This window comes from Ancylobacter sp. TS-1 (genome assembly GCF_009223885.1).
GTDB lineage: Bacteria > Pseudomonadota > Alphaproteobacteria > Rhizobiales > Xanthobacteraceae > Ancylobacter.
Genome location: NZ_CP045144.1, coordinates 649,221 through 675,149 on the forward strand (window position 1 = coordinate 649,221; position 25,929 = coordinate 675,149).

General features: G+C 69.7%; 25 protein-coding genes and 1 tRNA gene. 13 read left to right on the plus strand and 13 right to left on the minus strand.

Annotated elements, in window-relative coordinates:
- Positions 1–4: 4 nt before the first annotated feature.
- Positions 5–2,281, minus strand: coding sequence for a ribonuclease R (rnr, locus tag GBB76_RS03140; RefSeq protein ID WP_371717110.1), 2,277 nt, complete (start codon positions 2,279–2,281; stop codon positions 5–7).
- A 222-nt stretch (positions 2,282–2,503) separates the two neighbouring features.
- Between rnr and GBB76_RS03145 the strand changes: the two genes are divergently transcribed.
- Positions 2,504–3,982, plus strand: a complete 1,479-nt coding sequence (locus GBB76_RS03145) for an MDR family MFS transporter (protein ID WP_152301937.1) — start codon at positions 2,504–2,506, stop codon at positions 3,980–3,982.
- Between the two features lie 77 nt (positions 3,983–4,059).
- On the opposite strand, the gene topA is transcribed toward GBB76_RS03145, so the two are convergent.
- Positions 4,060–6,726: a type I DNA topoisomerase gene (gene topA / locus GBB76_RS03150; protein ID WP_152301938.1), complete on the minus strand. Its 2,667-nt coding sequence runs from the start codon at positions 6,724–6,726 to the stop codon at positions 4,060–4,062.
- A gap of 300 nt (positions 6,727–7,026) precedes the next feature.
- Here topA and GBB76_RS03155 point away from each other — a divergent pair, with 300 nt between their 5' ends.
- Positions 7,027–7,215: a hypothetical protein gene (locus tag GBB76_RS03155; RefSeq protein WP_152301939.1), complete on the plus strand. Its 189-nt coding sequence runs from the start codon at positions 7,027–7,029 to the stop codon at positions 7,213–7,215.
- Positions 7,216–7,254: 39 nt separating this feature from the next.
- On the opposite strand, the gene dprA is transcribed toward GBB76_RS03155, so the two are convergent.
- The 6 genes from dprA to ruvX form a co-directional block, all read right to left on the minus strand.
- Positions 7,255–8,367, minus strand: a complete 1,113-nt coding sequence (dprA, locus tag GBB76_RS03160; protein WP_152301940.1) for a DNA-processing protein DprA — start codon at positions 8,365–8,367, stop codon at positions 7,255–7,257.
- A gap of 3 nt (positions 8,368–8,370) precedes the next feature.
- Entirely contained in the window at positions 8,371–8,976 is a 606-nt protein-coding gene (plsY, locus tag GBB76_RS03165) for a glycerol-3-phosphate 1-O-acyltransferase PlsY (RefSeq protein WP_152301941.1), read from the minus strand.
- 63 nt (positions 8,977–9,039) lie between these two features.
- Positions 9,040–10,341 carry a dihydroorotase gene (locus GBB76_RS03170; protein ID WP_152301942.1) on the minus strand — a complete coding sequence of 434 codons (1,302 nt, stop codon included), beginning with the start codon at positions 10,339–10,341 and terminating at the stop codon, positions 9,040–9,042.
- Positions 10,334–11,287: an aspartate carbamoyltransferase catalytic subunit gene (locus tag GBB76_RS03175; RefSeq protein ID WP_152301943.1), complete on the minus strand. Its 954-nt coding sequence runs from the start codon at positions 11,285–11,287 to the stop codon at positions 10,334–10,336. Before GBB76_RS03175 ends, GBB76_RS03170 begins: the two co-directional genes overlap by 8 nt.
- A gap of 83 nt (positions 11,288–11,370) precedes the next feature.
- Positions 11,371–12,303 (minus strand): AEC family transporter, encoded by a 933-nt coding sequence (locus GBB76_RS03180; protein ID WP_152301944.1) that lies wholly within the window; start codon positions 12,301–12,303, stop codon positions 11,371–11,373.
- Position 12,304: 1 nt separating this feature from the next.
- Entirely contained in the window at positions 12,305–12,787 is a 483-nt protein-coding gene (ruvX, locus tag GBB76_RS03185; RefSeq protein WP_152301945.1) for a Holliday junction resolvase RuvX, read from the minus strand.
- Between the two features lie 178 nt (positions 12,788–12,965).
- Here ruvX and GBB76_RS03190 point away from each other — a divergent pair, with 178 nt between their 5' ends.
- Together GBB76_RS03190 and GBB76_RS03195 are read left to right on the plus strand one after the other, a co-directional pair.
- On the plus strand, positions 12,966–13,667 hold the full coding sequence (locus GBB76_RS03190) for a metal-dependent hydrolase (protein ID WP_152301946.1): 702 nt from the start codon (positions 12,966–12,968) through the stop codon (positions 13,665–13,667).
- Positions 13,668–13,770: 103 nt separating this feature from the next.
- On the plus strand, positions 13,771–14,589 hold the full coding sequence (locus GBB76_RS03195) for an FkbM family methyltransferase (protein ID WP_162375465.1): 819 nt from the start codon (positions 13,771–13,773) through the stop codon (positions 14,587–14,589).
- Between the two features lie 3 nt (positions 14,590–14,592).
- Here the strand turns inward: GBB76_RS03195 and GBB76_RS03200 are convergent, their stop codons facing one another.
- Complete coding sequence (locus GBB76_RS03200; protein WP_246669021.1) at positions 14,593–15,438, minus strand: hypothetical protein; 846 nt, start codon at positions 15,436–15,438, stop codon at positions 14,593–14,595.
- A 233-nt stretch (positions 15,439–15,671) separates the two neighbouring features.
- On the opposite strand from GBB76_RS03200, the gene GBB76_RS03205 reads away from it, so the two are divergent.
- The 5 genes from GBB76_RS03205 (at position 15,672) to GBB76_RS03225 (ending at position 18,486) form a co-directional block, all read left to right on the plus strand.
- Positions 15,672–15,980 carry a hypothetical protein gene (locus GBB76_RS03205; protein WP_371717062.1) on the plus strand — a complete coding sequence of 103 codons (309 nt, stop codon included), beginning with the start codon at positions 15,672–15,674 and terminating at the stop codon, positions 15,978–15,980.
- Positions 15,981–16,004: 24 nt separating this feature from the next.
- Positions 16,005–16,301, plus strand: coding sequence for a hypothetical protein (locus GBB76_RS03210; RefSeq protein WP_246669022.1), 297 nt, complete (start codon positions 16,005–16,007; stop codon positions 16,299–16,301).
- 114 nt (positions 16,302–16,415) lie between these two features.
- Positions 16,416–16,703 (plus strand): Asp-tRNA(Asn)/Glu-tRNA(Gln) amidotransferase subunit GatC, encoded by a 288-nt coding sequence (gene gatC / locus GBB76_RS03215; RefSeq protein ID WP_152301950.1) that lies wholly within the window; start codon positions 16,416–16,418, stop codon positions 16,701–16,703.
- Between the two features lie 5 nt (positions 16,704–16,708).
- Positions 16,709–18,190 carry an Asp-tRNA(Asn)/Glu-tRNA(Gln) amidotransferase subunit GatA gene (gene gatA, locus GBB76_RS03220; protein WP_152301951.1) on the plus strand — a complete coding sequence of 494 codons (1,482 nt, stop codon included), beginning with the start codon at positions 16,709–16,711 and terminating at the stop codon, positions 18,188–18,190.
- Positions 18,190–18,486 (plus strand): chorismate mutase, encoded by a 297-nt coding sequence (locus GBB76_RS03225; protein ID WP_152301952.1) that lies wholly within the window; start codon positions 18,190–18,192, stop codon positions 18,484–18,486. Before gatA ends, GBB76_RS03225 begins: the two co-directional genes overlap by 1 nt.
- On the opposite strand, the gene GBB76_RS03230 is transcribed toward GBB76_RS03225, so the two are convergent.
- Positions 18,483–18,785, minus strand: coding sequence for a DUF6455 family protein (locus GBB76_RS03230; protein WP_152301953.1), 303 nt, complete (start codon positions 18,783–18,785; stop codon positions 18,483–18,485). The genes GBB76_RS03225 and GBB76_RS03230 overlap by 4 nt on opposite strands.
- A gap of 160 nt (positions 18,786–18,945) precedes the next feature.
- Between GBB76_RS03230 and gatB the strand changes: the two genes are divergently transcribed.
- A complete protein-coding gene (gene gatB / locus GBB76_RS03235; RefSeq protein WP_371717064.1) occupies positions 18,946–20,421 on the plus strand; it encodes an Asp-tRNA(Asn)/Glu-tRNA(Gln) amidotransferase subunit GatB in 1,476 nt (491 codons plus the stop codon).
- Positions 20,418–20,918 (plus strand): GNAT family N-acetyltransferase, encoded by a 501-nt coding sequence (locus tag GBB76_RS03240; RefSeq protein ID WP_152301954.1) that lies wholly within the window; start codon positions 20,418–20,420, stop codon positions 20,916–20,918. The genes gatB and GBB76_RS03240 overlap by 4 nt, the downstream gene beginning before the upstream one ends.
- 18 nt (positions 20,919–20,936) lie before the next feature.
- On the opposite strand, the gene GBB76_RS03245 is transcribed toward GBB76_RS03240, so the two are convergent.
- Positions 20,937–21,578: a hypothetical protein gene (locus GBB76_RS03245; protein WP_152301955.1), complete on the minus strand. Its 642-nt coding sequence runs from the start codon at positions 21,576–21,578 to the stop codon at positions 20,937–20,939.
- A 167-nt stretch (positions 21,579–21,745) separates the two neighbouring features.
- Between GBB76_RS03245 and GBB76_RS03250 the strand changes: the two genes are divergently transcribed.
- A complete protein-coding gene (locus GBB76_RS03250; protein ID WP_152301956.1) occupies positions 21,746–22,456 on the plus strand; it encodes a glutathione S-transferase N-terminal domain-containing protein in 711 nt (236 codons plus the stop codon).
- 127 nt (positions 22,457–22,583) lie between these two features.
- Positions 22,584–22,675: transfer RNA gene (locus GBB76_RS03255), tRNA-Ser, on the plus strand.
- Positions 22,676–22,795: 120 nt separating this feature from the next.
- Here the strand turns inward: GBB76_RS03255 and poxB are convergent.
- Positions 22,796–24,529 carry a ubiquinone-dependent pyruvate dehydrogenase gene (poxB, locus tag GBB76_RS03260; protein WP_152301957.1) on the minus strand — a complete coding sequence of 578 codons (1,734 nt, stop codon included), beginning with the start codon at positions 24,527–24,529 and terminating at the stop codon, positions 22,796–22,798.
- A 127-nt stretch (positions 24,530–24,656) separates the two neighbouring features.
- Positions 24,657–25,928 carry a threonine/serine exporter family protein gene (locus GBB76_RS03265; protein ID WP_152301958.1) on the minus strand — a complete coding sequence of 424 codons (1,272 nt, stop codon included), beginning with the start codon at positions 25,926–25,928 and terminating at the stop codon, positions 24,657–24,659.
- Position 25,929 lies beyond the last annotated feature (1 nt).

A 25,929-nucleotide genomic window follows, 5' to 3' on the forward strand; every position in this document is an offset into this window, starting at 1 on the left:
GCGCCTATTTGCGTTTGCCGCCGCGGGCCGGACCGCGCGGGCGCTCGTCGGGGCGGCGGAAGCGGTTGCGCCCCGGGCCGCGCGGGCGGCGCTTGTCGCCCGCGATGTACTGACCTTCAGATATTAGCTCGAACCGCAGCGCGCCAGCCACGGGCGCCGCCTCGACAAGCTTCACTTCGACGCGGTCGCCCAGCCGGTGCATCTCGCCGCTCTGGTCGCCGATCAGCGCGTGGCGGGCCTCGTCGTAGCGATAATAGTCCATGCCGAGCGTGACGGCGGGGATAAAACCGTCGGCGCCGGTGTCGTCGAGCGCGACGAACAGCCCCGATTTGGTGACGCCGGAGATGCGGCCCCTGAAGGTGGCGCCGATCTGCTCGGCCATGTGGTGGGCGATCAGCCGGTCGATGGTCTCGCGCTCGGCCGCCATGGCGCGCCGCTCGCTGGCGGAGATGCGGGCGGCGATCTCGGCGAGCTGCTCGGGGGTGGTGCTTTCGGGCAGTCCGTCGCGGCCGAGGTCGAGCGCGCGCACCAGCCCGCGATGCACGATGAGGTCGGCATAGCGGCGGATCGGCGAGGTGAAATGCGCGTAGCGGCGCAGGTGCAGGCCGAAATGGCCGTAATTCTCCTGCGCGTACTCCGCCTGCGCCTGGCTGCGCAGGATCACCTGATTGACCAGCGGCGCCATCTCCGAGCCCTCGACGCGGGCGAGGATGTCGTTGAACTGCGCCGGGCGCACCGTTTCGGTCTTCGGCAGCTTGATGTCGAGCGTCTGCAGGAACTCGCGCAGGCCCGACATCTTCTCCAGCGAGGGCTGGTCGTGCACGCGGTAGACGAGGGGCGTGCGCTTCTCCTCCAGCGTCTCGGCAGCGGCGACGTTGGCGAGGATCATGAATTCCTCGATCAGCTTGTGGGCGTCGAGGCGCTCGGGGACGATCACCTTGTCGACGGTGCCGTCGGGCTTCAGCAGGATCTTGCGCTCGGGCAGGTCGAGTTCCAGCGGGGCGCGGATGTCGCGCGCCTTCTTCACGACGCCATAGGCGGCCCAGAGCGGGCGCAGCACGCCCTCGATCAGCGGATCGGTGGTCTCGTCGGGGCGGCCGTTAATGGCCGCCTGCGCCTGCGCATAGGCGAGCTTGGCGGCCGAGCGCATCATGATGCGGTGGAAACTGTGACGCTTCTTGCGGCCATTCGCGCCGACCACCATGCGCACGGCGATGGCCGGGCGGTCTTCCAGCGGACGCAGCGAGCACAGATCGTTGGAGATGCGCTCGGGCAGCATCGGCACCACCCGGTCGGGGAAATAGACCGAATTGCCGCGCGCCAGCGCCTCGCGGTCGAGCGCGGTGCCGGGGCGCACATAGGCGGCGACATCGGCAATGGCGACGGTGAGGATGAAACCGCCCTCATTGTCCGGGTCGAGGTCCGGCGTCGCATGCACCGCGTCGTCATGGTCCTTGGCGTCGGGCGGGTCGATGGTGACGAGCGGCAGGTCGCGCCAGTCCTCGCGATGGGCCATGGTGGCGGCCCGCGCCGCCTCGGCCTCGGCGACCGCCTCGCGGCGGAACACGCTGGGAATGCCATGCGCGTGGATGGCGATGAGGCTGATCGCCTTCTCGGTAGCGACGGAACCCAGCCGCTCCTTCACCCGCGCGGTGGGCAGGCCGTAGGCGTGGTGGCGCACCACCTCCACCGAGACGAGATCGCCCTCCTGCGCATCGCCGGCGAAATCGGAGGGGATGGCGAGTTCGCGGCCCATATTGCGCTTGTCGATGGGCACCAGCCGGCCGCCACCCTGCGCATCCCGGCGGAAGATGCCCAGCGTCAGGGTGCGCGCCTTCTCCATCAGCTTGAGCACGCGGCCATGGTGGCGGATCAGCCCGTCCGCCTCCGGAAGTTCCTCGGTCTTCAGCAGCACGCGGTCGCCGATGCCGGGGGCGGGGCCGGCCACCCGGCCGCGCCGGGCCAGACGCACGAGGATGCGCGGCGCCTCGCCGTGCTCCTCCTCATCCCAGTCGATGGGGGTGGCGATCAGCTCGCCGTCCTCGTCGCGCTCGATCACCTCGGCCATGACGGCGGCGGGCAGGGCGCCCGGCAGGTGCAGCTTGCGGCGCTTGCTGCCGACGAGTCCCTCATCGGCGAGTTCGCGCAGCATGGACTTGAGCGCGATGCGGTCGCCGCCGTCGAGCCCGAAGGCCCGCGAAATCTCGCGCTTGCCCACGTCGCCGCCATGCGAGGCGATGAACGCCATCAAATCCTCGCGACTGGGCAGACCTCTGGGCAGCGCCGGACGGGCGGGACGCGGGGACTTCGGTTTTGTTGGTTTGCGCACGATTCACCGTTGATGGGGCGGACACCCCGACGCTACCGGGATCGGGGCGCGGCGTCGACCGGACAGGCGGTTAACGAAGCGGGAGGCGGCCGGACTCTCTTGCAATCGCGGACCGATGCGCCGAATTTGCGCCGCTCTTGCGGCGGGAAGGCCCGCCGACTCTGGATATTTCCGATGGATGCCCGTTCGCCGGAGGCGGTTCCCGCCCCGCTTTCCCATGCCGAGATTCGCGTCATCGTCACCGGCGTCATGGTCGCGATGTTCCTGAGCGCGCTCGACCAGACCATCATCGCCACCGCGCTGCCGACCATCGGCTCGCAGTTCGGCGACCTTGAAAGCCTGTCCTGGGTCGTCACCGCCTATCTGCTCACCGGCACGGCGGTAACGCCGCTGGTCGGCAAGCTGGCGGATATCCACGGCCCCCGGCCGGTGCTGCTCGGCTCCATCGGCCTGTTCCTCGTCGGCTCGCTCGCCTGCGCGCTGGCGCCGGGCATGATGTGGCTGATCGCCGGGCGCGCGGTGCAGGGGCTGGGCGGCGGCGGGCTGATCGCGTTGGCGCAGACCATCATCGGCATACTGATCGCGCCGCGCGAGCGCGGGCGCTATCAGGGCTATTTCGCCATCGTCTTCATCACCTCCAGCATTGCGGGCCCGATCCTCGGCGGCTTCTTCGCCGAGCACCTGCACTGGTCGCTGATCTTCTGGATCAACCTGCCGCTCGGCCTCGTCGCCGCCGCGATGAGCGACCGCGCGCTGCGCCGGCTGCCGGCGCATCACCATCCGCACCGGCTCGACATTCTCGGCGCGGCGCTGATGTGCGCCGCGACGGTGGCGCTGCTGCTGGCGCTGAGCTGGGGCGGCACGCATTTCCACTGGCTCTCGGCGCCGATCCTCGGCCTGCTCGCGCTCTCCACCGTGCTGTGGATCGCCTTTGCGCTGCGCGTCGCCACCGCGAGCGAGCCGCTGGTGCCGACGGCGGTGCTCGCCAACCCGGTGGTGCGGGCGGGCGTGCCGGCCGCCGCCTTCGCCATGGGGACGCTGATCGGCCTGTCCATCCAGATGCCGCTCTATCTGGAAGGCGTGATGGGTCTGACCGCCTCGCAGTCGGGCGTCGCCCTCATCCCGCTGATGGCGGGCGTGGTGGTCGGTGCCACCGGGGCCGGCCGGGTGATGGGCAGCGTGACGCACTACAAGCGGCTGCCGGTCGTCGGCCTGATCGCCAGCATCCTGTCGCTGGCCATTCTCGCCGTCTGGCCGCTGGGGCTCCACATCGCCGCTGTCGCCGCCGCGATGGGCGTGACCGGAATCGGGCTGGGCACGGTGCTGCCGGTCTCCACCGTCGCCGTCCAGAACGCGGTGCCGCTGCCGCAGATGGGCACGGCGACCGGCGTGGTGAACCTGTTCCGCTCGCTCGGCGGCGCGGTGCTCACCGCCGGCTTCGGCGCCATCGTCATCGGCCTGTCGGGCATGGAGGGAAGCGCGCTGCTGGAGCGGCTGCTGTCCGGGCACGCCCAGGTCGCTCCGCTGGCCGATGCCTTCCGCTGGGTGTTCGTCGCCGGGGCGGTCTCTCTGGCGGTGTCCCTGATCGCCATCATCGCCATGGAGGAGCGCCCCCTGCGCTCCGCCCACGCGCCCGCCCCGCTGCCGGAATAGCGGCACCCCCGAAAACAGAAGGCCCGCCTGTGACCGGCGGGCCTTTCGCGTCTCGGGGCTCAGTCCGTCCGGATGGCTCAGCCCTTCTTGGCGGCCGCCTTGGTCTTGGTGGCGGTGGCCTTCGACGCCGTCGCCTTCTTGGCGGCCGGCTTGCGGGCCGCCGGGGCCTTCTTGGCGGCGGCGGGTTTGGCCGCCGTCTTGCGCGCGCCCGGCGCCGGAGGGGTGCCGCCGGCCTTGGCGCGGATCAGCTCCGCCGCCTGCTCCAGCGTCAGCGTTTCCGGGTCCGTGCCCTTGGGCAGCGTCGCGTTGATCTTGCCGTGGCTCACATAGGGGCCGAAGCGGCCGGCGCGCACGGTCATCATGCCGCCGACCTCCGGGAACTCGCCAAGCTCGCGCCCGGCGGTGGCGCCGCCACGACGGCCGGGCCCCTTGTTCTGCTTGTCGGCGATCAGCGCCACAGCCCGGTTGAGGCCGATGGCCAGGATGTCGTCGCCCGGCTCGATATTGGCGTAGATCTTCCCATGCTGGACATAGGGCCCGAAGCGGCCGATGCCGGCGAGGATGGGCTCGCCGCCGTCCGGGTGGCGGCCGATCTCGCGCGGCAGCGAGAGCAGGGCCAGCGCCGTATCGAGGTCGACATCCGCCGGGGCGAGGCCCTTGGGCAGGCTGGAGCGCTTGGGCTTCTCGCCGTCCTTGCCCTCACCGAGCTGAAGATAGGTGCCGAAGCGGCCGTCGCGCACCGTGACTTCGAGCCCGCTCTGGGGATCGGTGCCGAGCACGCGGGTGCCGTTGGCCTCGGCCGGATTGTCGGAATCGCCGCTCTGCGCCGCCAGCGGGCGGGTGTACTTGCACTCGGGATAGTTCGAGCAGCCGATGAAGGCGCCGAACTTGCCGACCTTCAGCGACAGCCGGCCGGTGCCGCAGGTCGGGCAGATGCGCGGGTCCGAGCCGTCTTCGCGCGGCGGGAAGATATGCGCGGTCAGCATCCCGTCGAGCGCCGAGATGACGTCGGAGACGCGCAGTTCCTTGGTCTCGCCGACGGCGGCAGTGAAATCGCGCCAGAAGTCGCGCAGCACGTCCTTCCACTGCAACTCGCCATTGGAGATGCGGTCGAGCTTCTCCTCGAGGTCGGCCGTGAAGTCGTACTCGACATAGCGGTCGAAGAAGCTCTCCAGGAACGCGGTGACAAGGCGGCCCTTGTCTTCCGGCACCAGGCGACGCTTGTCGAGACGCACATATTCGCGGTCGCGCAGCACGGCGAGCACGGAGGCATAGGTGGACGGCCGGCCGATGCCGAGCTCTTCCATGCGCTTGACGAGCGAGGCTTCCGAGTAGCGCGGCGGCGGCTCGGTGAAATGCTGGTCGGCCTTGATGCCCTTGTTGGCGAGGCCCTCGCCGGAGGTCATCGCGGGCAGGCGGCGGCTCTCCTCGTCCTCGTCGCCGTCGTCGCTGCCCTCGCGGTACAGCGTGAGGAAGCCGTCGAACTTCACCACCGTGCCGGTGGCGCGAAGCTCCAGCGCGCGGCCCTGCACCGCCGCGTCGATGTCGACCGTGGTGCGCTCCAGCTCGGCCGATTCCATCTGGCTGGCGACGGTGCGCAGCCAGATCAGCTCGTAGAGTTTCGCCTGCTCGGGTTCGAGATGGCGAGTCACGTCCTTCGGGCGGCGCGACAGGTCGGTCGGGCGGATCGCCTCATGGGCTTCCTGCGCGTTCTTCGCCTTGGCGGTGTACTTGCGCGGCGCCGCCGGGACGTAGCGGTCGCCATAGTCGCTGCCGATGACGGAGCGCGCCTGAGTCACCGCTTCCGGCGCCATGTCGACGCCGTCGGTACGCATATAGGTGATGAGGCCGACGGTCTCGCCGCCGACGTCGACGCCCTCATAGAGCCGCTGCGCGATCCGCATGGTGATGGCGGGGGCCAAGCCGAGCTTGCGGCTGGCTTCCTGCTGCAGCGTCGAGGTGGTGAAGGGCGGGTAGGGATGCCGGCGGGCCGGCTTCGCCTCGACCGAACGTACCGTGTAGTCGGCCTTTTCCAGCGCCGTGCGGAAATCCGTGGCCTCGGCCTCGGTGCCGACGTCGAGCCGGGTGATCTTGCGGCCGTCGGCGCCGACGAGGCGGGCCTCGAAAACGTCCTGGCGCGGCGTCGCCAGCTGGGCGGCGATCGACCAGTATTCGCGCCGCACGAAGGTTTCGATCTCGCGCTCGCGGTCGCAGACGAGGCGCAGCGCCACCGACTGCACCCGGCCGGCAGAGCGTGCGCCCGGCAGCTTGCGCCACAGGACGGGAGAAAGCGTGAAGCCGACGAGGTAGTCCAGCGCGCGGCGGGCGAGATAGGCGTCCACCAGCGCGGCGTCGATGATGCGAGGATGCTTCATCGCATCCAGCACCGACTGCTTGGTGATGGCGTTGAACACGACGCGCGAGACCGGCTGATCCTTGAGCGCGCGCTTTTCCTTCAATATCTCCAGCACGTGCCAGGAGATGGCCTCGCCCTCGCGATCCGGATCGGTGGCGAGGATCAGTCCGTCGGCGCCCTTCACGGCGCGGGCGATGTCGGCCAGACGCTTCTGCGCCTTGGGATCGACATCCCACAGCATGCGGAAGTCCTGCTCGGGATCGACCGAGCCGTCCTTGGCGGGAAGATCGCGCACGTGTCCGTACGAGGCGATGACCTCGTAGCCCGGCCCGAGATATTTGTTGATCGTCTTCGCCTTGGCAGGCGATTCGACGATGACGACCTGCATATGCCCGCCGCGTCCGTTTGCTAAGTCCAGCCCAAGAAGCGCCGGAAAATGGGGTAGCCGTCCCCACCTGTCAAATGGCATCCGCAACGCTGCCTGCGTCAGGGGCTACGTCGGGGCTGCTTCTGGCGCCGGCAGGCCCCTTCGGGCCTGTGGTAGCGGAACGATCCCGCTGGCGGCGGGTCTTTCCGATATGCAAGTCTTGGTAGCGAGCTACTATTGATCACACGCAGAGGTCGCGCGCGGCACGATTCCTGTGCTAGCTTTCCGTTTGACGCGTTCCCGCAACCGGCTGACAGCTCCGTGACCGACACCAATCGGGATTCCAGCTTGGCGCGCGAAGCGGCCGAGTACATCGCCACGCTGGCCCAGGAGCTGGCGACCATGGCCGCCGCGCAGAGGCTCGACCTTCTCCGTTACCTGCTCGAAATGGCCCGCGACGAGGCGCGCATGATCGCGGTGGAGCGTCTGCAACGCCCGGAGGACAGGTGAGGGCGGGTTTTCCGGCGGCAGGATGGCCGGCGCCTGCCGTCAGTAGGTGAGCGAGACGGCGCCGTTGGCGTGCCGCTCCAGCCGTCCCGCCAGTTCCAGTTCCAGCAGCAGGATCTGGACCTCGCTGACCGTCGCGGCGGACATGGCGACGAGGGAGTCGACCGGCAGCGGGGTCGGCCCCAGCAGCGAGAGCACGCGGGCCCGCACATCCTCGCCCGGCTCCGGGGCGGCCATCGCCTCGCTTTCCTCCTCGACGGCGAGCGGCGGCGGACGGTCGCGCAGCGCGCCGAGAACCTCCAGCACGTCCGCGGCGCTGGTCACGAGGGCCGCGCCCTGCTGAATCAGGGCGTTGGTGCCGCCCGCGCGCGGATCGAGCGGTGAGCCGGGAACCGCGAGCACCTCGCGTCCCTGCTCGCCGGCGAGGCGCGCGGTGATCAGGGAGCCGGAGCGTTCCGCTGCTTCCACCACCACGACACCGAGCGACACGCCGGAAACCAGCCGGTTCCGGCGCGGAAAATCCCGCGCGCGCGGCTCCCAGCCCATTGGCATCTCCGAGAGAATGGCGCCCTCGGCGGCAATGGCCTCCATGAGCGCTTCGTTCTCGCGGGGGTAGGGCCGGTCGTGGCCGCCGGCGATCACCGCGATCGTCCCGGTCCCGAGGCTGGCCTCATGCGCAGCGGCGTCGATGCCCCGGGCGAGGCCGGAGGCGACCACCCAGCCCGCCGCGCCGAGCCCGCGCGCGATGCGTACCGTCATGGTACGCCCGGCGCCGGAGGCGTTGCGCGAGCCGACAATGGCCACGGTCGGCCGGGCCAGCGTTTCCAGCCGACCGCGCACCGCGAGCAGGGGCGGGGCATCGTCGACATGGCGGAGCAGTGCGGGGTATTCCGGCTCCCCGAGCGCCACCAGCCGCCCGCCGATCCGGGCCAGCGCGGCGATCTCCACCTCGGCCTCGGCGATGGTGGGAATACGCGGGGGGATCAGGCCGCCGCCGCGCCGGGCCAGCGCCGGCAGCGCGTCGAGAGCAGCGGCAGCGCCACCGAAGCGGTTGATCAGGCTGCGGAAGGCGCGGGGGCCGACATTCTCCGTGCGGATCAGGCGGAGCCAGTCGCGGCGTTGCCCCGGGTCGAGATGAACGCCGCTCCCGCTCAAGCCTTATCCCTTCTTGCCGATCCGGCCTTCGGTGCCGGCGAGAAGGCGCCGTATGTTGGCGCGGTGCATGATCCACAGCAGCGTCGCCAGGATGGCGAGCAGCAGCCCGGTCTGCGGCGCGGCGAGGGCGAATGCCGCGACGGCGGTGAGCGCGCTCGCCACCAGCGCGGCCAGCGAGGAATAGCGGGAGACGAAGGCGACGGTCAGCCAGGCGGCGGCGAAGACCAGCGCGGCCTGCCAGGCCAGCGCCAGCGTCACGCCGAGGAAGGTGGCGACGCCCTTGCCGCCCCGGAAGCCGAGCCAGACCGGGAAGAGATGGCCGAGGAAGGCGCCCAGCGCGGCCGGCAGCGCGCCATTGGCGCCGATCAGCCAGCCGGCGAGCAGCACCGCCACCGTGCCCTTGAGGGCGTCGCCGAGCAGGGTCGCGGCGGCAAGTCCCTTGCGGCCGGTGCGCAGAACGTTGGTGGCGCCGATATTGCCGGAGCCGATGGAGCGTATGTCCTGCGTGCCGGCCCAGCGCGTCAGCAGTAGGCCGAACGGGATCGAGCCCAGCGCGTAGCCGAGGATCAGCGCGACATAGCTCGACAGCGGGGGCAGGGACCAGCTCATGCGGGAATGTTACCGGCTTTGCAGGGAAAGCACAGCCGGCGGCGGGCGCCGCCGGCGCACTTCTTACACGTATTCATATACCGTGCGGCCGCCGACCAGCGTGCGCACCACGCGGCCCTCGAAACGGGCCTCGTCGAACGGCGTGTTGCGCGAGCGCGACTTGAGCGTGGAGGCGTCGAGCAGCCAGGCCTCGTCGAGCGCGATCAGCGCGATGTCGGCGCGGCTGCCGGGACGCAGCGTGCCGCCGGGAAGGCCGAGCAGTTCGGCCGGCCGGGTCGAGGTGGCGCGGATGAGCGTGGCGAGGTCGAGCGCGCCGTCCTTCACCAGACGCAAGCCGGCCGCCAGCATCGTCTCCAGCCCGATGGCGCCGAAGGCCGCTTCCGAGAAGGGCAGGCGCTTCACGTCGACGTCCTGCGGGTCGTGGTCGGAGACGACGACGTCGATCAGCCCCTCCGCCACCGCCGCCACCAGCGCGGCGCGGTCGTCCTCGCCGCGCAGCGGCGGGGTGAGCTTGAAGAAGGTGCGATAGCCCACCACGTCGCGCTCGTTGAGCGTGAGGTGGTTGATCGAGGCCGAGGCCGTGACGTCGAGGCCGGCATCCTTGGCCCGGCGCAGCACCTCGAGCGATTCCACGCAGGTCAGCGACGCCGCGTGGTAGCGCCCGCCGGTGATCGAGGCGAGTCGCACATCGCGCTCCAGCACGATCGTCTCCGCCGCCTTCGGCACCCCGGCGAGGCCGAGGCGGGAGGCGAGCTCGCCCTCGTTCATCACGCCCTCGCCGGCAAGGCTGGCATCCTGCGTGTGGTGGACGATCAGCGCGCCGAAGTCGCGCCCATAGGTCAGCGCCCGGCGCAGCACTTGGGCGGACGCGACCGAGCGGGTGCCGTCGGTGAAGGCGACGGCGCCGGCCTCCATCAGCAGCCCGATCTGCGTCATCTCGCGGCCTTCGAGGCCCTTGGTCAGCGCCGCCATGGGATGGACGTTGACGATGGCGGTGTCGCGGGCGCGGCGCAGCACGAAGTCGACGATGGCGGGGTCGTCGATGACCGGGTCGGTGTCGGGCTGGCAGACGATGGTCGTCACGCCGCCGGCCGCCGCCGCCTGGCTGGCGGAAGCCAGCGTCTCGCGGTGCTCGGCGCCGGGCTCGCCGATGAACGCGCGCATGTCGACGAGGCCGGGCACCGCCACCAGATGGCGGCAATCGACGATCTCGGTGTCGGCCGGGAGGCCGGCGCCGGTGAGGTCGGTCGCGATGTCCTTGATGACGCCATCGGCGATCAGGATGTCGCCGCGCGTGTCGAGGTCGCGCGAGGGATCGAGGATGCGCGCCTTGGCGAGCAGGGTGGGGTGGCGGCGGTCAGGCATTGGGCAGGTTCCGCGAAAGCGCGTCCAGCACGGCCATGCGGACGGCGACGCCCATCTCGACCTGCTCGCGGATGAGGGACTGGGCGCCGTCGGCCACGGCCGAGTCGATCTCGACGCCACGGTTCATCGGGCCGGGATGCATCACCAGCGCGTCGGGCTTGGCGTAGCGCAGCTTGGCCTCGTCGAGCCCCCAGAAGTGGAAATATTCCTTCACCGAGGGGACATAGGAGCCGTTCATGCGCTCGCGCTGGAGGCGCAGCATCATCACGATGTCGACTCCCGCTAGGCCGCTGCGCATGTCGTGGTGAACCGCGACGCCGAAGCGGTCGATGCCCTTCGGCAGCAGCGTCGGCGGGGCGACGACGCGCACCTGCGCGCCGAGCGCCTGCAGCAACAGGATGTTCGAGCGGGCGACCCGCGAATGGGTGATGTCGCCGCAGATGGCGACCGTCAGCCCCTCGATCCGGCCCTTGTTGCGGCGGATGGTGAGGGCATCGAGCAGTGCCTGAGTCGGGTGCTCATGGGCGCCGTCGCCGGCATTGACCACCGAGCAGTCGACCTTGCGGGCGAGCAGCTCGACGGCGCCCGAGGCGCTGTGACGCACGATCAGCACGTCCGGGTGCATGGCGTTGAGCGTCGCCGCGGTGTCGATGAGCGTCTCGCCCTTCTTCACCGAGGAGGTGCTGACCGACATGTTCATGACGTCGGCGCCGAGGCGCTTGCCGGCCAGTTCGAAGGAGGACTGGGTGCGGGTCGACGCTTCGAAGAACAGGTTGATCTGGGTGCGGCCGCGCAACGTTGCCCGTTTCTTCTCCACCTGCCGGTTGAGAAGGACGAACTCTTCGGCGAGGTCGAGAAGGCCGACGATCTCGTCGGGCGACAGACCCTCGATGCCGAGCAGGTGCCGGCGCTGGAGGGTGAAACTGGCGGTCGGGTTCGATGTCATATCGAAGTCGGCTGGATAGACGCAGCCGCCCCCCTCCGCAAGCGTTTAAGCGCGCTGTCCAGACTTTCGGCGGGCATGGGCGGCTAAAGATGCGCCACGAGGGCGATCACGACCGGCATGGTGACGGCTGCGAGCAGCGTCTGCACGGTCAGAATCTCGGCCAGCAGCGGCGCGTCGCCACCCATCTGCCGCGCCAGCACATAGCCGTTCGGCGCCGAAGGCACGGAGGCCGCGACGGCGACGATGAGAAGGTCGACTTCGCGCAGGCCCAGGGCGTGCCCGAGCCCACTGGCCAGTGCCGGCAGCAAAGCGAGCTTGAGGGCGCTGGCGAACCAAGTCGCCGCGCGTGGGCGGCGCAGATCGCCGAGCCGCAGCCCGGCGCCGACGACCAGCAGGCCGAGCGCCAGCGAGGCGCGCCCGAGAATGTCGCCGAAGGTGAGGACGACCGGCGGGATCGGCACGTCGGCGACATTGATCGCCGCGCCGATGGCGCAGGACCAGATGAACGGGTTTCGCAAAAGCTGGAGCAGCATCAGGCGGTTGCTGGCGCCGCCATTCTCGCCGTGCCGTGCCAGCACGACGACGCTCAGCGCGTTGAGCACCGGGATCATGACGGCGAGGCCGACCGCCGCGACGGCAAGCCCGCGCTGGCCGGACAGCGCGCCCGAGACGGCGAGGGCGATGTAGGTGTTCCAGCGCAGCGCGCCCTGGAACAGCGAGGTGTAGCTCGGTCCCGGCAGGCCGAGCGCCCGGCAGATCGGCCGGCGCGCGAGGGTGAGCAGCGCGCCGACGATGGCAACCGAGCCGAGCAGCGTGGCGGAGACCTCCACCACGGCGACCTCGCCAAGCTCGGCGCGCGAGATGCTGACGATCAGCAGCGCCGGAAACAGCACGAAATAGGTCAGTCGCTCCAGCGCGATCCAGTGCGAGGCTTCGGGGAGCAGGCCGCGCTTGAGTGCGGCGCCCAGCGCGATGACGAGGAACACCGGCACGAGGGCGCCGAGCACCGCCGACATGTCAATCGCGCTCCGCGAGGAAGCGCAGGCGGTCGAGCGCGCCCTGAAGGATGAAGGCGGCCGCCTGCTGGTCCACCACTTCCGCGCGCCGGGCGCGGCTCATGTCGGTGGCGATCATGTCGCGTTCCACTGCGGCGGTGGACAGGCGTTCGTCCCACAGCACGATCGGAAGATCGGTGAGGCGGGCGAGGTTGCGGGCGAAGGCGCGGGAGGCCTGCGCGCGCGGCCCCTCGCTGCCATCCATGTTCACCGGCAGGCCGAGCACGAATCCGGCCGCACCGCGCGCCTCGGCCAGCGCCAGAATGCGTTGCGCGTCCGGGGTGAACTGCTTGCGGGAGATCGTCTCGACGGGTGCGGCGAGCCGGCGGTCGGGATCGGAGCTGGCGACGCCGATGGTCTTGGTGCCGAGGTCGAGCCCGATCAGTCCCCCGCGCGGCGGCAGGAGCGGGGCGGCGTCGGCAATGGAGAGGATCGCGGCGGCCATGATGGCCAGCGCCTAGCACGGCGCACGGGCCGGCGCCATGGCCGTTCGTTGCGGACGCGCACGCTGCTGTCACCGCAGGTGCCGGCCGGCCGTGCGAACGGGCGACGGTCGTGCTTGAGTTGGGATGGCGCAGCACTATCTTGCCGGCTGAAATCCCACGCCCGACGGAGTCATGGCGATGAAGATCACCTGGTTTGGCCATTCCGCATTCCGGTTCGACTTCGCGGGCAGGGCGGTGCTGATCGACCCCTTCCTGACCGGGAACCCGGGCTTCAAGGGCGACGTGGCCTCGGCGAGCGCCGGCGTGCGCCACATTCTGCTCACCCATGGCCATTTCGACCATGTCGGCGACACCGTCGACATCGCCGCTGCCAACGCGGCGACGGTGGTTGCCAATGCGGACCTTGCGGGCTGGCTCGGCACCCAGGGCGTCGAATCGCTGGAGATGATGAACACCGGCGGCACGATCCATCTCGACGGCTTCTCGGTGAGCATGGTGCGGGCCGACCATTCCTCGGGCATGGTCCGCGACGGGGCGACGGTCTATCTCGGCAACGCCAACGGGCTGATCGTGAAGGCGCCGGGCGAGCCGACCATCTGGCACATGGGCGATACCGACATCTTCTCCGACATGGCGCTGATCGCCGAGATCCACCAGCCGGACGTGGTGATCGTGCCGATCGGCGACCGCTTCACCATGGGGCCGGAGACGGCGGCGCTGGCGGTGTCGCGCTATCTCGGCGGGCTGACCATCATTCCGGCCCACTACGCCTCCTTCGGCCTGCTGGAGGCGAATGCCGAGCGTTTCGTCGCGCTGGTCGGGGACGAGGCGACGGTGAAGGTGCCGGAAAGCGGCGTCGCGTTCGTGCTCGGGCGCTGAACGCCCCACGCCCCGGGCGCTGGGCGCGGAAGCTGCGCCTTGCCGCCAATTCTCCGTCTGCCCTATGGTTGCGCCCCTTGCCCCCCGAGCGGACGGAGTCCCGGTGGCCCTTAGCAGCGTGAAGAAACTGGTGCCCGCCCCGGTCCGCGATCTGATCGCGCGTTGCCGCGCGGAACGGCGCGGACATTCCGGCGAGACGCTGCGGCACACCTATCTCGGTGAATCGCTCTCCGTGGTCGTCGCGGATGGCATGTCGAGGGGGTGGTACGGCGCCGACTGGCCGGAGGGCAGCCGGACCGAGATCGACCTGCTGGCGACGCTCGGCCTCCCGCGCGACGGGCTGATCTTCGACATCGGCGCGCATCAGGGCGTCGTGGCGATCCTGCTCAAGCGCAAGCTGGCGCCGCAGGGCCGGGTGGTCTGCGTCGAGCTGAACGGCACCAATGCCGCCGCCTGCACCGAGAATTTCCGCCTCAACGGCGAAGACAACATGGTCTGCCTGCACGCCGCGATTTCCGACCGGCCGGGCTTCGTGCGGGTGACGGGACGCTCGAACGGCCAGATCGTCGCCGAGCCGTCGATGCTGAATTTCCTCTACCCCAAGGTGGAGTGCCTCACCGTCGACGACATGATCGGGCGCTTCGGCACGCCGAGCCTCGTCTTTCTCGATGTCGAGGGAGCCGAGGTTCTGGCCATGAAGGGCGCGGAGCGCGCCCTCTCAAGCGTGAATGCCTGGTTCATCGAGTTGCATGGCGACGAGACCTGCGGACAGTTCGGCGGCTCCAATCGCGGAATCGCGCGGGTTTTCGCGGCGGCCGGCTTCACGCTCCATACGGCGGTGGACGAAGGGCCGTTCTTCCCGCTGGCGGATCCGGACGCGGTGACCGGCGAGCGCGGCTATCTGGTCGCGACGCGCGCCTGAGGCTCAGCCGGCGCCGATGGCCTTGAGGGCGTGGCGAACCGCGTTGGCCTGCCGCACCAGCGCGGTGGCGATCAGTCGTTCCATGGCGTCGATCAATGCCGGCTCGGCGACGATGCCGCTCCGCCCCTGATCCTCGGGACCGTAGCGCCGGATCAGGCCGGCCTCGGTCGCCTTTTGCACGATATCGACCACGTGCGAGCGCGAGACGCGGTAGGCACGCGCCAGTCCCGCGACCGTCACCGGCGTCCCGGACGGCGCGGTGCCGAACAGGCCGAAGGCGATCATCAGCCCGCCGTCGCGGTCGACGAAGAGTTCGAGTTCCGGGATGTCGTAGACCGGCCGCCAGCCATGGCGCAGCGGCTCCAGCAGCGCATCCACGAAGGCGGCGAGGAAAGCGTCGTCGTCGAGGCGGGCGAGCCCCGCCGCGCCCTCCGGTAGCACCAGCGCGAGCGCCTTGAGCAGCACCCGCCAGCGTTCGCGGTGGATATCCAGCAGGCGGCCGGTCACGATGAGCCGGCGCCGGCGCCGGTCGGCGTCGGGGGCCGACGTCACCAGCCCGAGCAGGCGGAAAGCCGACACTATCGCGGCGACGCGCCCCGGGCTGCAGATGCCGAGCGCCGACGCCTCGGCCTTGAGGCGCCCCGCCGTGAGACCCGGCGCCTCCGGCGGCTCGAAATGCATCTGCAGCATGAGCAGGGCGAGGGTAAGCCGCCCGCGATCGTTGAGAACGCGGGTCAGCAGGTAGTTGCCCCGATAGGCGGTGGCGAGGTGGATCGCCGCCTGCCGGGCGATCCAGGGAAAGTCGGGCCGCGCCCGCAGGCGACGGCGTTCCTCGGTTTCGCCGGGCATGAATTCCTCGAAACGGTATGTGACCCGGGCCGGGATCGGCGTGCTTCTCGGCGCGAACATGGACAAACCCTTCCTCCCGGCATTGCGACCAATAATCGGCATTGCCGCCACGCGCCGGACAGACGACAGTCGCGCTGTTTCCCCAAGGGGAAGTCAACGGAGTACAGCGAATGACCGGACAGCGTTCCAAGAATCGCTTCCGCGCACGTTATCTTGCACCGGCTGGTGCGGCAGTGCTGCTGCTCGCGGGCCTCGGTCTGCTCGATAACGGCACGGCGCAGGCGGCGGTGATCTACTGCACGGGTCCCGGCGTGCCGGTCGGATGCGTGGTGCGGCCGACGCCCTACGTCGCCCCGGCGGCTCGTGCGGCCGTCTATTGCACCCGCCCCGGATATCCTGTCGGCTGCGTGGGTGGCGTAGGTGCGCCGGGTGTCGGCGCTCCCGGCGTCGGCGTGGCGGGCACCCCCGCCGGCCGTGCCGTCGCCCGGCCCGGTCCCGGCGTCAACGGTGGCGGCCCGGTGAACCGCGCCGGACTGCGCTGAAACAACATCGACTCGGAGAGACTCATGTACACCTTCGACCTCACCCGCCGCGCTCTCGCCGCCGCCTGCCTTGCCGGCGCCCTCGTCGTGGCGCCCGCCGCCTTCGCCAACCAGGCCGCCGGCGATGCCTGCGCGGCGTCGCTGACGCCTGACGGCAAGGCGATCTATGCCGGCGTGATCGGCGCCGGCAACAGCGGCGACCTGCGCACGCTGGTCACCGACACCGCCCGCTCGCTCGTCATGTCGGGCCAGATCGACCGGGGCAATGCGCGCACCAACGCCGAGGCGGCGGGGCAGTGCCTGGAGCAGGCGCGCTCCTGAGCGCCGGAACGGCCGACATCCGAATCCCGCCGATGCCGGGCGCCGCGCGTTGCGGGGCGCGGTGCCCGCCTGCTATACGGCGCGCATCGGTTTTCAGTTGAACTGGGATTTCGGATGTCGGTCGATCAGGCGACGGTCCGGCGAGTGGCGCATCTTTCGCGCATCGCCGTGACGGAGGACGAGGTGGCCCATCTGCAGGGCGAGCTCAATGCCATTCTCGCCTTTGTGGACGAGCTCGGCGAGGTGGACACCACCGGCGTCGAGCCGATGACCAGCGTCATTCCCATGACGCTTCCGCTGCGCGCGGACGTCGTGAATGACGGCTTCTACCCCGAGCGGGTGCTGGCCAACGCGCCGGCGGCCGAGGACGGCTTCTTCGCCGTTCCCAAGGTGGTGGAGTGAGCCTCATGAGCGACCTGACCTCCCTCACCATCACCGCCGCCCGCGAAGGCCTCGCGCAGGGCAGCTTCACCGCCACCGAGCTGACGCAGGCCTATATCGACGCCATCGAACCGGCCGGCGACCTCAACGCCTATGTGCTGACCACGCCCGAGAGGGCGCTGGAGATGGCGGCCGCCAGCGACGCGCGCATCGCGAAAGGCGAGGCGGGGCTGCTGGAGGGCATTCCGCTCGGCATCAAGGACATGTTCGCCACCGAGGGCGTGCGCACCACGGCGGCGTCGAACATCATCCGCAACTTCGTTCCGGCCTATGAATCGACCGTGACCGCCAATCTGTGGCGCGACGGTGCGGTGCTGCTCGGCAAGCTGAACCAGGACGAGTTCGCCATGGGCTCGTCCAACGAATCGAGCGCCTTCGGCCCCGTTGTGAATCCCTGGCGGCGCAATGGCTCGGAGCAGCCGCTGGTGCCCGGCGGTTCCTCGGGCGGCTCGGCGGCGGCGGTGGCGGCGCATATCTGCGCCGGCGCGGCGGGCACCGATACCGGTGGCTCGATCCGCCAGCCGGCCGCCTTCACCGGTACGGTCGGCATCAAGCCGACCTATGGGCGCTGCTCGCGTTGGGGAATCATCGCCTACGCCTCCTCGCTCGATCAGGCCGGGCCGATCGCCCGTTCGGTCAACGACGCCGCGCTGCTGCTGCGTTCCATGGCGGGCCACGACCCGAAGGATTCGACCAGTGCGAACCTGCCGGTTCCCGACTATGAGGCGGCGGTCGGCGCTTCGGTGAAGGGCAAGCGCATCGGCATTCCCCGCGAATACCGCGTCGACGGCATGTCGGGGGAAATCGCCGCGCTGTGGGACAAGGGCGCCGACATACTGCGCGACGCCGGGGCGGAGGTCGTCGAGATCAGCCTGCCGCACACCAAATACGCACTGCCGGCTTATTACATCGTGGCGCTGGCCGAGGCCTCCTCGAACCTCGCCCGCTATGACGGCGTGCGCTATGGCGAGCGCGTGCCCGGCCGCGACATCGTGGAGCTGTACGAGAAGACCCGCGCCGCCGGCTTCGGCGACGAGGTGCGCCGGCGCATCATGATCGGCACCTATGTGCTCTCGGCCGGCTATTACGACGCCTACTACCTGAAGGCGCAGAAGGTGCGCACGCTGATCAAGCGCGACTTCGAGAACGCCTTCGCCGACGGCATCGACGCCGTGCTGGCCCCGGCCACCCCGTCGGCGGCCTTCGGCATCGGCGAGAAGTCCGGTGCCGATCCGGTGGAGATGTACCTGCAGGACGTGTTCACGGTGACGCTGAACATGGCCGGCCTGCCGGGTATCTCGGTGCCGGCCGGGCTCTCCTCGGAGGGGCTGCCGCTCGGCCTCCAGCTCATCGGCAAGCCCTTCGCCGAGCAGGAGCTGTTCGCGCTCGGCCAGGTGATCGAGGAGGCGGCGGGCCGCCTCGTCGTGCCGGAGAAGTGGTGGCTGTGATGGCACGGACGCTGCCCGACAACGAGAACGCCCTCGCGCCCTTCCGGACGGAGATCGACGCGATCGACGCACAGATGGTCGAGTTGCTGGCGCGCCGCTTCGAGGTGGTGAAGCACGTCGTGGCGGTGAAGAAGGCAGAGGGGCTTGCCGCCTTCCTGCCCGAGCGCGTCGAGGACGTGATCGAGAAGGTCAGCGCCCGCGCCGAGACCAAGGGCCTGCCGCCCGAACTCGTCGAGAAGCTCTGGCGCGTGCTGATCGAGTGGGTGATCGCCTACGAGAACGAGCGGCTGGGCTAGTCCGCAGCCTCCGGCGGCGCTGCCGCCTCGGCCCGACGGTCGGGCGCCGGGTCGAGAACCGATTCGACCCACTCGCCGAAAACCTCGACGTTGCGGCAGAAACCGGGCGGCGGGGCCGCGAGGTCCACATCCTCCAGCCAGGCGCGGCATTCCTCGCCGACGCGGCAGCCGAGGCACCGCTGGGCAGCGGCGCGCAGATCGTCGGCCCGCTGGCCGGCCAGCGCATCGAGATCGACGCCAGCATGGTCGGTCATCTCGCGGAACAGGCACAGACGTTCGTCGATCGTGTCCACGCGCATGGTTCGCCCTCCCGGCTTATCCTCCGCACCGCAAGGGCGTAGCGTGCGGCCGGGACCCGCCGGCGGCCTTGATCTGGCGCAACTTCCGCGCCGAGAGTTGTCGAACCCCGCCGCGCGGAGTAGGGAACTGGCCAATGACGGACAACAGCAGGCCCGATCCATGAACATGCACGCCCGCCCCGCCGACCCGAAGAAGCTCATCAAGGGAGCGACCGGCGACTGGGAAGTGGTCATCGGCATGGAGATCCATGCCCAGGTGACGTCGAACTCCAAGCTGTTCTCGGGCGCCTCGACCGAATTCGGCGGCGAGCCGAACAGCCATGTGTCCCTGGTCGACGCGGCGATGCCCGGCATGCTGCCGGTCATCAACGCCGAATGCGTGAAGCAGGCGGTGCGCACCGGGCTCGGCCTGAAGGCGCAGATCAACAACCGCTCCGTCTTCGACCGCAAGAACTACTTCTACCCGGACCTGCCGCAGGGCTACCAGATCAGCCAGTACAAGAGCCCCATCGTCGGCGAGGGCGTGGTGCTGGTGGACACGGCGGACGGGCAGATCGAGGTCGGCATCGAGCGGCTGCATCTCGAGCAGGACGCGGGCAAGTCGATCCACGACCAGCACCCGACGCTTTCGCTCGTCGACCTCAACCGCTCGGGCGTGGCGCTGATGGAGATCGTCTCCAAGCCGGACCTGCGCTCCTCGGAAGAGGCCAAGGCCTATGTGACCAAGCTGCGCACCATCCTGCGCTATCTCGGCACCTGCGACGGCGACATGGAAAAGGGCTCGCTGCGCGCCGACGTGAACGTCTCCGTACGCAAGCCGGGTGACGATTTCGGCACGCGCTGCGAGATCAAGAACGTCAACTCCATCCGCTTCATCGGCCAGGCCATCGAGACCGAAGCCCGCCGGCAGATCGGCATCATCGAGGATGGCGGCACGATCGACCAGGAGACCCGCCTGTTCGACCCCGGCAAGGGCGAGACGCGCTCCATGCGTTCCAAGGAAGAGGCGCACGACTACCGCTACTTCCCCGACCCGGACCTGCTGCCGCTGGAATTCGACGACGCCTTCGTCGCCGAGCTGAAGGCGCATCTGCCGGAACTGCCGGACGAGAAGAAGGCGCGCTTCGTCGCCGATTACGGCCTATCCGCCTATGACGCCGACGTGCTCGTCGCCGAGAAGGAGACGGCCGCCTATTACGAGGAGGTCGCCCGCGGGCGCGACGCCAAGGCGGCGGCGAACTTCGTCATCAACGAACTGTTCGGCCGGCTGAACAAGGAAGGCCGCGACATCGCCTCCTCGCCGGTCTCGGCGGCGCAGATCGGCGCCATTGTCGACCTGATCGCCGACGGCACCATCTCGGGCAAGATCGCCAAGGACCTGTTCGAGATCGTCTTCACCGAGGGCGGCGATCCGCGCGCGCTGGTCGAAGAGCGCGGCATGAAGCAGGTGACCGACACCGGCGCCATCGAGGCGGCGGTCGATGCGATCATTGCCGCCAACCCGGACAAGGTGGCGCAGGTTCAGGCCAAGCCCACCATGCTCGGCTGGTTCGTCGGACAGGTGATGAAGCAGACCGGCGGCAAGGCCAACCCGCAGGCGGTCAACGACCTGCTGAAGGGCAAGCTGGGCATATGAGCCCGGCCACGGCCCCCGCGCCGGCGGCCGGCGCCGTGACGGTCGAGGAGGCGCGGCGGGAGGACCTGCCCGCCATCGTCTCGATCCTCGCCCGCGAGACCATGTTCGGCGTGCGCGACAGCGCCGATCCCGCCGACTTTCCCGACTATGAGCGCGCCTTCGACGCCATCGCCGCCGATCCGCGCACCACGCTCTATGTCGCGCGGCTGGACGGGCGGGTGGTCGGCACTTTTCAGTTGGTCCTGTTCCGCGCGCTGCTGCGCCACGGGGCGCTGCTCGCCCATGCCGAGGCGGTGCAGGTGGACCCGGACATTCGCGGCAAGGGCGTCGGCAGCGCGATGATGGATTTCGCCATCGCCGAGGCGCGCCGGCGCGAGGCCGGCTCGCTGCAACTCGCTTCCAACAAGATGCGCTTCGACGCGCACCGCTTTTACGAGAAGGCCGGCTTCGAGAAGCGGCTCGACGGATTCAAGATCGACCTCGCCGCGCATGGCTGAGTCGGGCGGCCGGCCGCCTCAGGGCAGGCAGCGCGCCATGAAGACGTGCCAGGCCTTGGCGCCCGACAGATTGTGCCGGGTCTTGTAGTCCTGCCATTCGGCATTGCAGCGGTTGAGGGCCTCGCGGTCGCTCTCGTCCGGCTCCTTCGTCAGCGCGGGCGCGGGTTCGGGCGTCGGACGGGGGGAGACGGAGGGCACCGAGCTGCGCGGCTTCTGCGCCGGGGCGGCCTCCTTTGCAGGCGTGTCCTGCGCCGGCTGGGCACCGGTGCCGGCAAGGCACTGTTTGGCGAAGTCGCGATAGGTCTGGCTGCCGGTCTGGTTCTTCGCCTTCATCTCGTTCCACAGATCGGCGCACTGCTTGATCGAGGGCTGCGCCTGCGCCGCGGTCGAGCCGGTCGGCGTGGTGTTGCGCCGGGGCGGCGCCTCGGCGGGCTTGCCGGCCGCAGTGGCGGGCTTTTCCGCTTCGGCATCGGCCAGACACTGCTTGGCGAAGTCGCGATAGGTCTGGTTGCCGGTCTGGTTCTTGGCCTTCATCTCGTTCCAGCGGTCGGCGCAGAGCTTGGCCGGGGAGGGAGCCGATCCCGACTGGGCGAGCGCCGCACCGGCGGTCAGCAGCGTGACCGCGCCTGCGAGGAGAAGGAAGGCACTGATCCGCTTCACGTTGGCTGTCCCGTTGAGCTGGCCCGCCCATGGCACGCGGGCAGGGAAATCTAGCCGCTTCGGCACGGCGAGGCGAGCCGGCAATGGCGACCTTGCCAGCGCGCGGGGCCGGCTCTAGTTCTTGGGGAGGAAACGCCCGCGCCGGGCGACGAGAAGGCTCGCGCTCCATGGCCCAACTCCAGACCCGCCCCATCAAGCTCTATTTCTGGCCGACGCCGAACGGCTGGAAGATCACCATCATGCTCGAGGAATGCGGGCTTCCCTATGAGGTGATCCCGCTGAACATCGGCCGTGGCGACCAGTTCAAGCCGGAATTCCTCGCCCTCTCGCCCAACAACAAGATGCCCGCCATCGTCGACCCCGAGGGTCCGGACGGGGCGCCGATCTCGATCTTCGAATCGGGGGCGATCCTCCAGTATCTCGGCCGCAAGACCGGGCTGTTCTACCCGCCCGACGAGCGCGGTCGGGTCGAGGTGGACCAGTGGCTGTTCTGGCAGATGTCGGGCCTCGGGCCGATGGCCGGGCAGGCGCACCATTTCCGCATCTATGCGCCGGAGAAGATTCCCTACGCCATCGATCGCTACACCAACGAGGTGCACCGGCTCTATGGCGTGATGAACCGCCGCCTCGCCGACCGCCCGTTCCTTGCCGGCGACTATTCCATCGCCGACATCGCCTGCTTCGGCTGGGCGAAGCTGTGGGAGCGGCAGGGGCAGGACATCGCCGAGTTCCCGCATTTCGCCGCCTGGCTGGAGCGGATGCTGGCGCGCCCGGCGGTGAAGCGCGGCCTTGCGGTCAATGCCGAGGATCGCGCCAAGATCGACATCGCCACCGACAAGCAGGCGCAGGACGTCCTGTTCGGCCAGCGCGCGCGCTGATTTCCCGCCCGGCCCGGCGGCGCGCCGGTGGAGGCATGCGCATTCGGCCTTGACCGGGGGGCAGCGGAAACCTAGACAGGTCGCCGGCTTGACACCGCCACCGCCGCAAGGCGATGCGGGGCCGGCTGGAGACGTGGCCGAGAGGCTGAAGGCACTCGTTTGCTAAATGAGCAGACCCCCAAAAGGGTCTCGAGGGTTCGAATCCCTCCGTCTCCGCCATTTGCCGTTTTATCTAGAAAATTCAATATTTTATTCCGACCGGCGCCTGCGCGTCGGTCGTCCCGTGGGGGATTGTGCCGGCATGGGCGCGGGTACGCGCGCCATCCTGCCGGCACCGCCTCAGCGCTTCAGCAGGTTCTGCTTGGCGAGGTCGAGCACCTCGTCGCCGCGCCCGCTCATCACCGCGCGGATCATCCACAGGCCGAAGCCCTTGGCCTGCTCGATGCCGATGGTGGGCGGCATGGACAGTTCCTGCTTGGCAGTGACGACGTCCAGCACGGCCGGCCCGTCATGCGCCAGCACCTGCGCGACGGCGCCGGGCAGGTCGCCGGGGTCCTCGACCCGGACGCCGAGAATGCCCATGGCGCGGGCCATCGCGCCGAAATCGGGATTCTTCAGGTCGGTGCCGAGCCCGACGAAGCCGGCGGCCTTCATCTCCATCGCCACGAAGCCGAGCACGCCATTGTTGAAGATCACCACCTTCACCGGCAGCTTCTCCTGCGTGAGGGTGATCAGGTCGCCCATCAGCATGGCGAAGCCGCCATCGCCGGAGAGGGAGATGACCTGTCGCGCCGGCTGCGCCGCCTGAATGCCGATGGCCTGCGGCATGGCATTGGCCATCGAACCGTGCGCCAGCGAGCCGACCAGCCGGCGCTTGCCGTTCATCGCGAGATAGCGCGCCGCCCAGATGGTCGGCGTGCCGACATCGAAGGTGAAGGCGGCGTCCTCGGCGGCGAGTTCGCTGACGACCCGGGCGAGATATTGCGGGTGGATCGGCTTCTGACCCGGCGTGCCGACGGCGAGATCGTCGAGGCTCTTGCGCGAGCTTTTGTAGCGGGCGAGGCCGTCGTCGAGATGGCTGCGCTCGGTCTTCACGGTCAGGTGCGGCAGCAGCGCCGAGACTGTCGCGCCAACATCGCCGACAATGCCGAGATCGAGCTTGCAGCGCCGGCCGAGCTGGGCCGGCCTTATGTCCACCTGCGCGATCCTGACGTCGGTCGGCAGGAACTGCTTGTAGGGAAAATCCGTTCCCAGCAGCACCAGCGCATCGCAGGCATGCATCGCCTCATAGCCGGAGGCGAAGCCGATGAATCCGGTCATGCCGACATCATAGGGGTTGTCGTACTCGACATGCTCCTTGCCGCCGAGGGCGTGGACGATCGGGCTCTTGAGCGTCTCGGCCAGCGCCATCAGCTCGGCATGCGCGCCGGCGCAGCCGCGCCCGCAGAACAGCGTCACCCGCTCGGCGCCGTTCAGGAGATCGGCGAGCGCCTTGATCTGCGACCCGTCCGGCGTCACCACCGGCGCCGGGGGCAGCAGGCCGGCGACCGGCGAGATGTCCCGGTTCGGGGCGGGCATCAGCGCCACGTCGCCGGGAACCACGACGACGGCGACGCCGCGCTCGCCGACCGCCGCCCGGATGGCGTTCTCCAGTACATAGGGCATCTGCGAGGGGTCGGAGACCAGTTCGCAATAGACGCTGCACTCGCGGAACAGGTTCTGCGGGTGAGTCTCCTGGAAATAGCCGCCGCCGATTTCCGAGGACGGAATCTGGGCGGCGATCGCGAGCACGGGGGTGCGCGTGCGCTGGGCATCGAACAGGCCGTTGATCAGGTGCAGATTGCCCGGCCCGCAGGAGCCCGCGCACACGGCGAGCTTGCCGGTGATCTGCGATTCCCCGGCCGCGGCGAAGGCCGCCGATTCCTCATGGCGCAGATGCACCCATTTGATGTGGGGCGAACTCCGCAGGGCTTCGGTCAGGCCGTTGAGGCTGTCGCCGACGACGCCATAGATTCGTTCGACACCCGCCCGATCGAGCGTGTCGACCATGAGTTCCGCGACATTCCGTGACATGCGTCTGTCTCCGCCAGTATCTGATGGGCGATGGGGTCGGCGGGGGCGTCCGTCGGCCCGGTTTCATGTCTCGTCCGCGCGCTGCGCCGGCCACGGCGGGCAAGAGGTCGTCGCGTTCGCAGAGCCCCTAAGCGGTCTCGGGGGCGCCGAAGGCGGTGAACTCCTCGATGAGCATCTTGGGCAGGATCAGCCCGAAGGCCATGGCGATCATGACGGCGATGGCCGTGGTGCCGTCCATCACCGCCGCCGTCAGCAGTTGCGGGGAAGCGTCGGATCCCCCGTTGGTAAGGCCGATCAGGGCGTCGGCCATGCGGAACACGTAGGAGCCGGGGATCAGCGAGACCACCGAGGCGAAGGCGAAGGCGGCGAAGGGCGTGTGCAGCCGGTTGCTGATCGGCGTCACCGCCGCGCCGACGAACAGGCAGGCGACGAAGGAGGAGGAGGCCGCGCCGCCCCCCATCGCCAACACCGCCCAATGCAGCGCATGCCCCCCCATCCCCACCGCCATCGGAATCGGAAGCATCCGCCAGGGCATGGAGAAGAAGGTGCCGTAGGCCGCGATGGCGATGCCGGCCGCCCCAACGTCGACGCCGAGCGGCACGCTCACGCCGCCGCTGCCGAGCGGAATGCTCTGCCCACCCATGTAGAGGCCGGTGATCAGGCCTACCGTGATCAGCAGCACGAGCAGCCCTGCATAGGACAGGCGCTCGATCGCCAACGGCAGCCGCAGGCGGGAGAGGTCGAGCGCGCCGTTGAGGAGGTGCGGGCCGGGGACGAGGACCATGCAGGGACAAAGAGCGATCATGGACACCGACGCCGCCGGCATGAGATGCGCCGCCGCCACGGCGACCAGCCCGGCCAGCAGCGCCGCGCCGAGCGGCTGCGGCAGGGGATTGGCGAACCGATGCGCCAGCCCGCGCCGCAGACAGGCGCCCGCGAAGGCGCTGGCGAACACCAACAGGAGGATCATGCTGTCCGTGGTGCCGAAGATGACGGCCAGCGCTGCCGCGCCCGCCCCCGCGAGGCTGGCGAAGCGCAGCAGCGAAACCGGGGGCAGATGGGCGACCGCCTGGAGCTGCGCCAGCGCGTTCGACAGATCGAGCCGCCCGTCGCGCACGCCATCCATGATCCTCAGCGTTTCGGTGACCTTGTGCATCTCGACGCCGGCGGGCGTCGCCGGGACGATCTCCAGCCGCTCGCCTCCCTCCGGCAGGGCGAAGCGCAGCGCCACCTCGCCCCATCGCGCGCCGACGGAAACCGTCAGCCCGAGATGCGTGGCGAGGCGCGAGACGCTGACCACCGTGCGTTCCGTCGTCTGCCCGTTGCTGAACAGCAGGCCCGCGCAGGCGCGCAGAAGCGCGATGGCCTGCTCCTCGCCCGCCGGGGTGGTCTGCGCCATG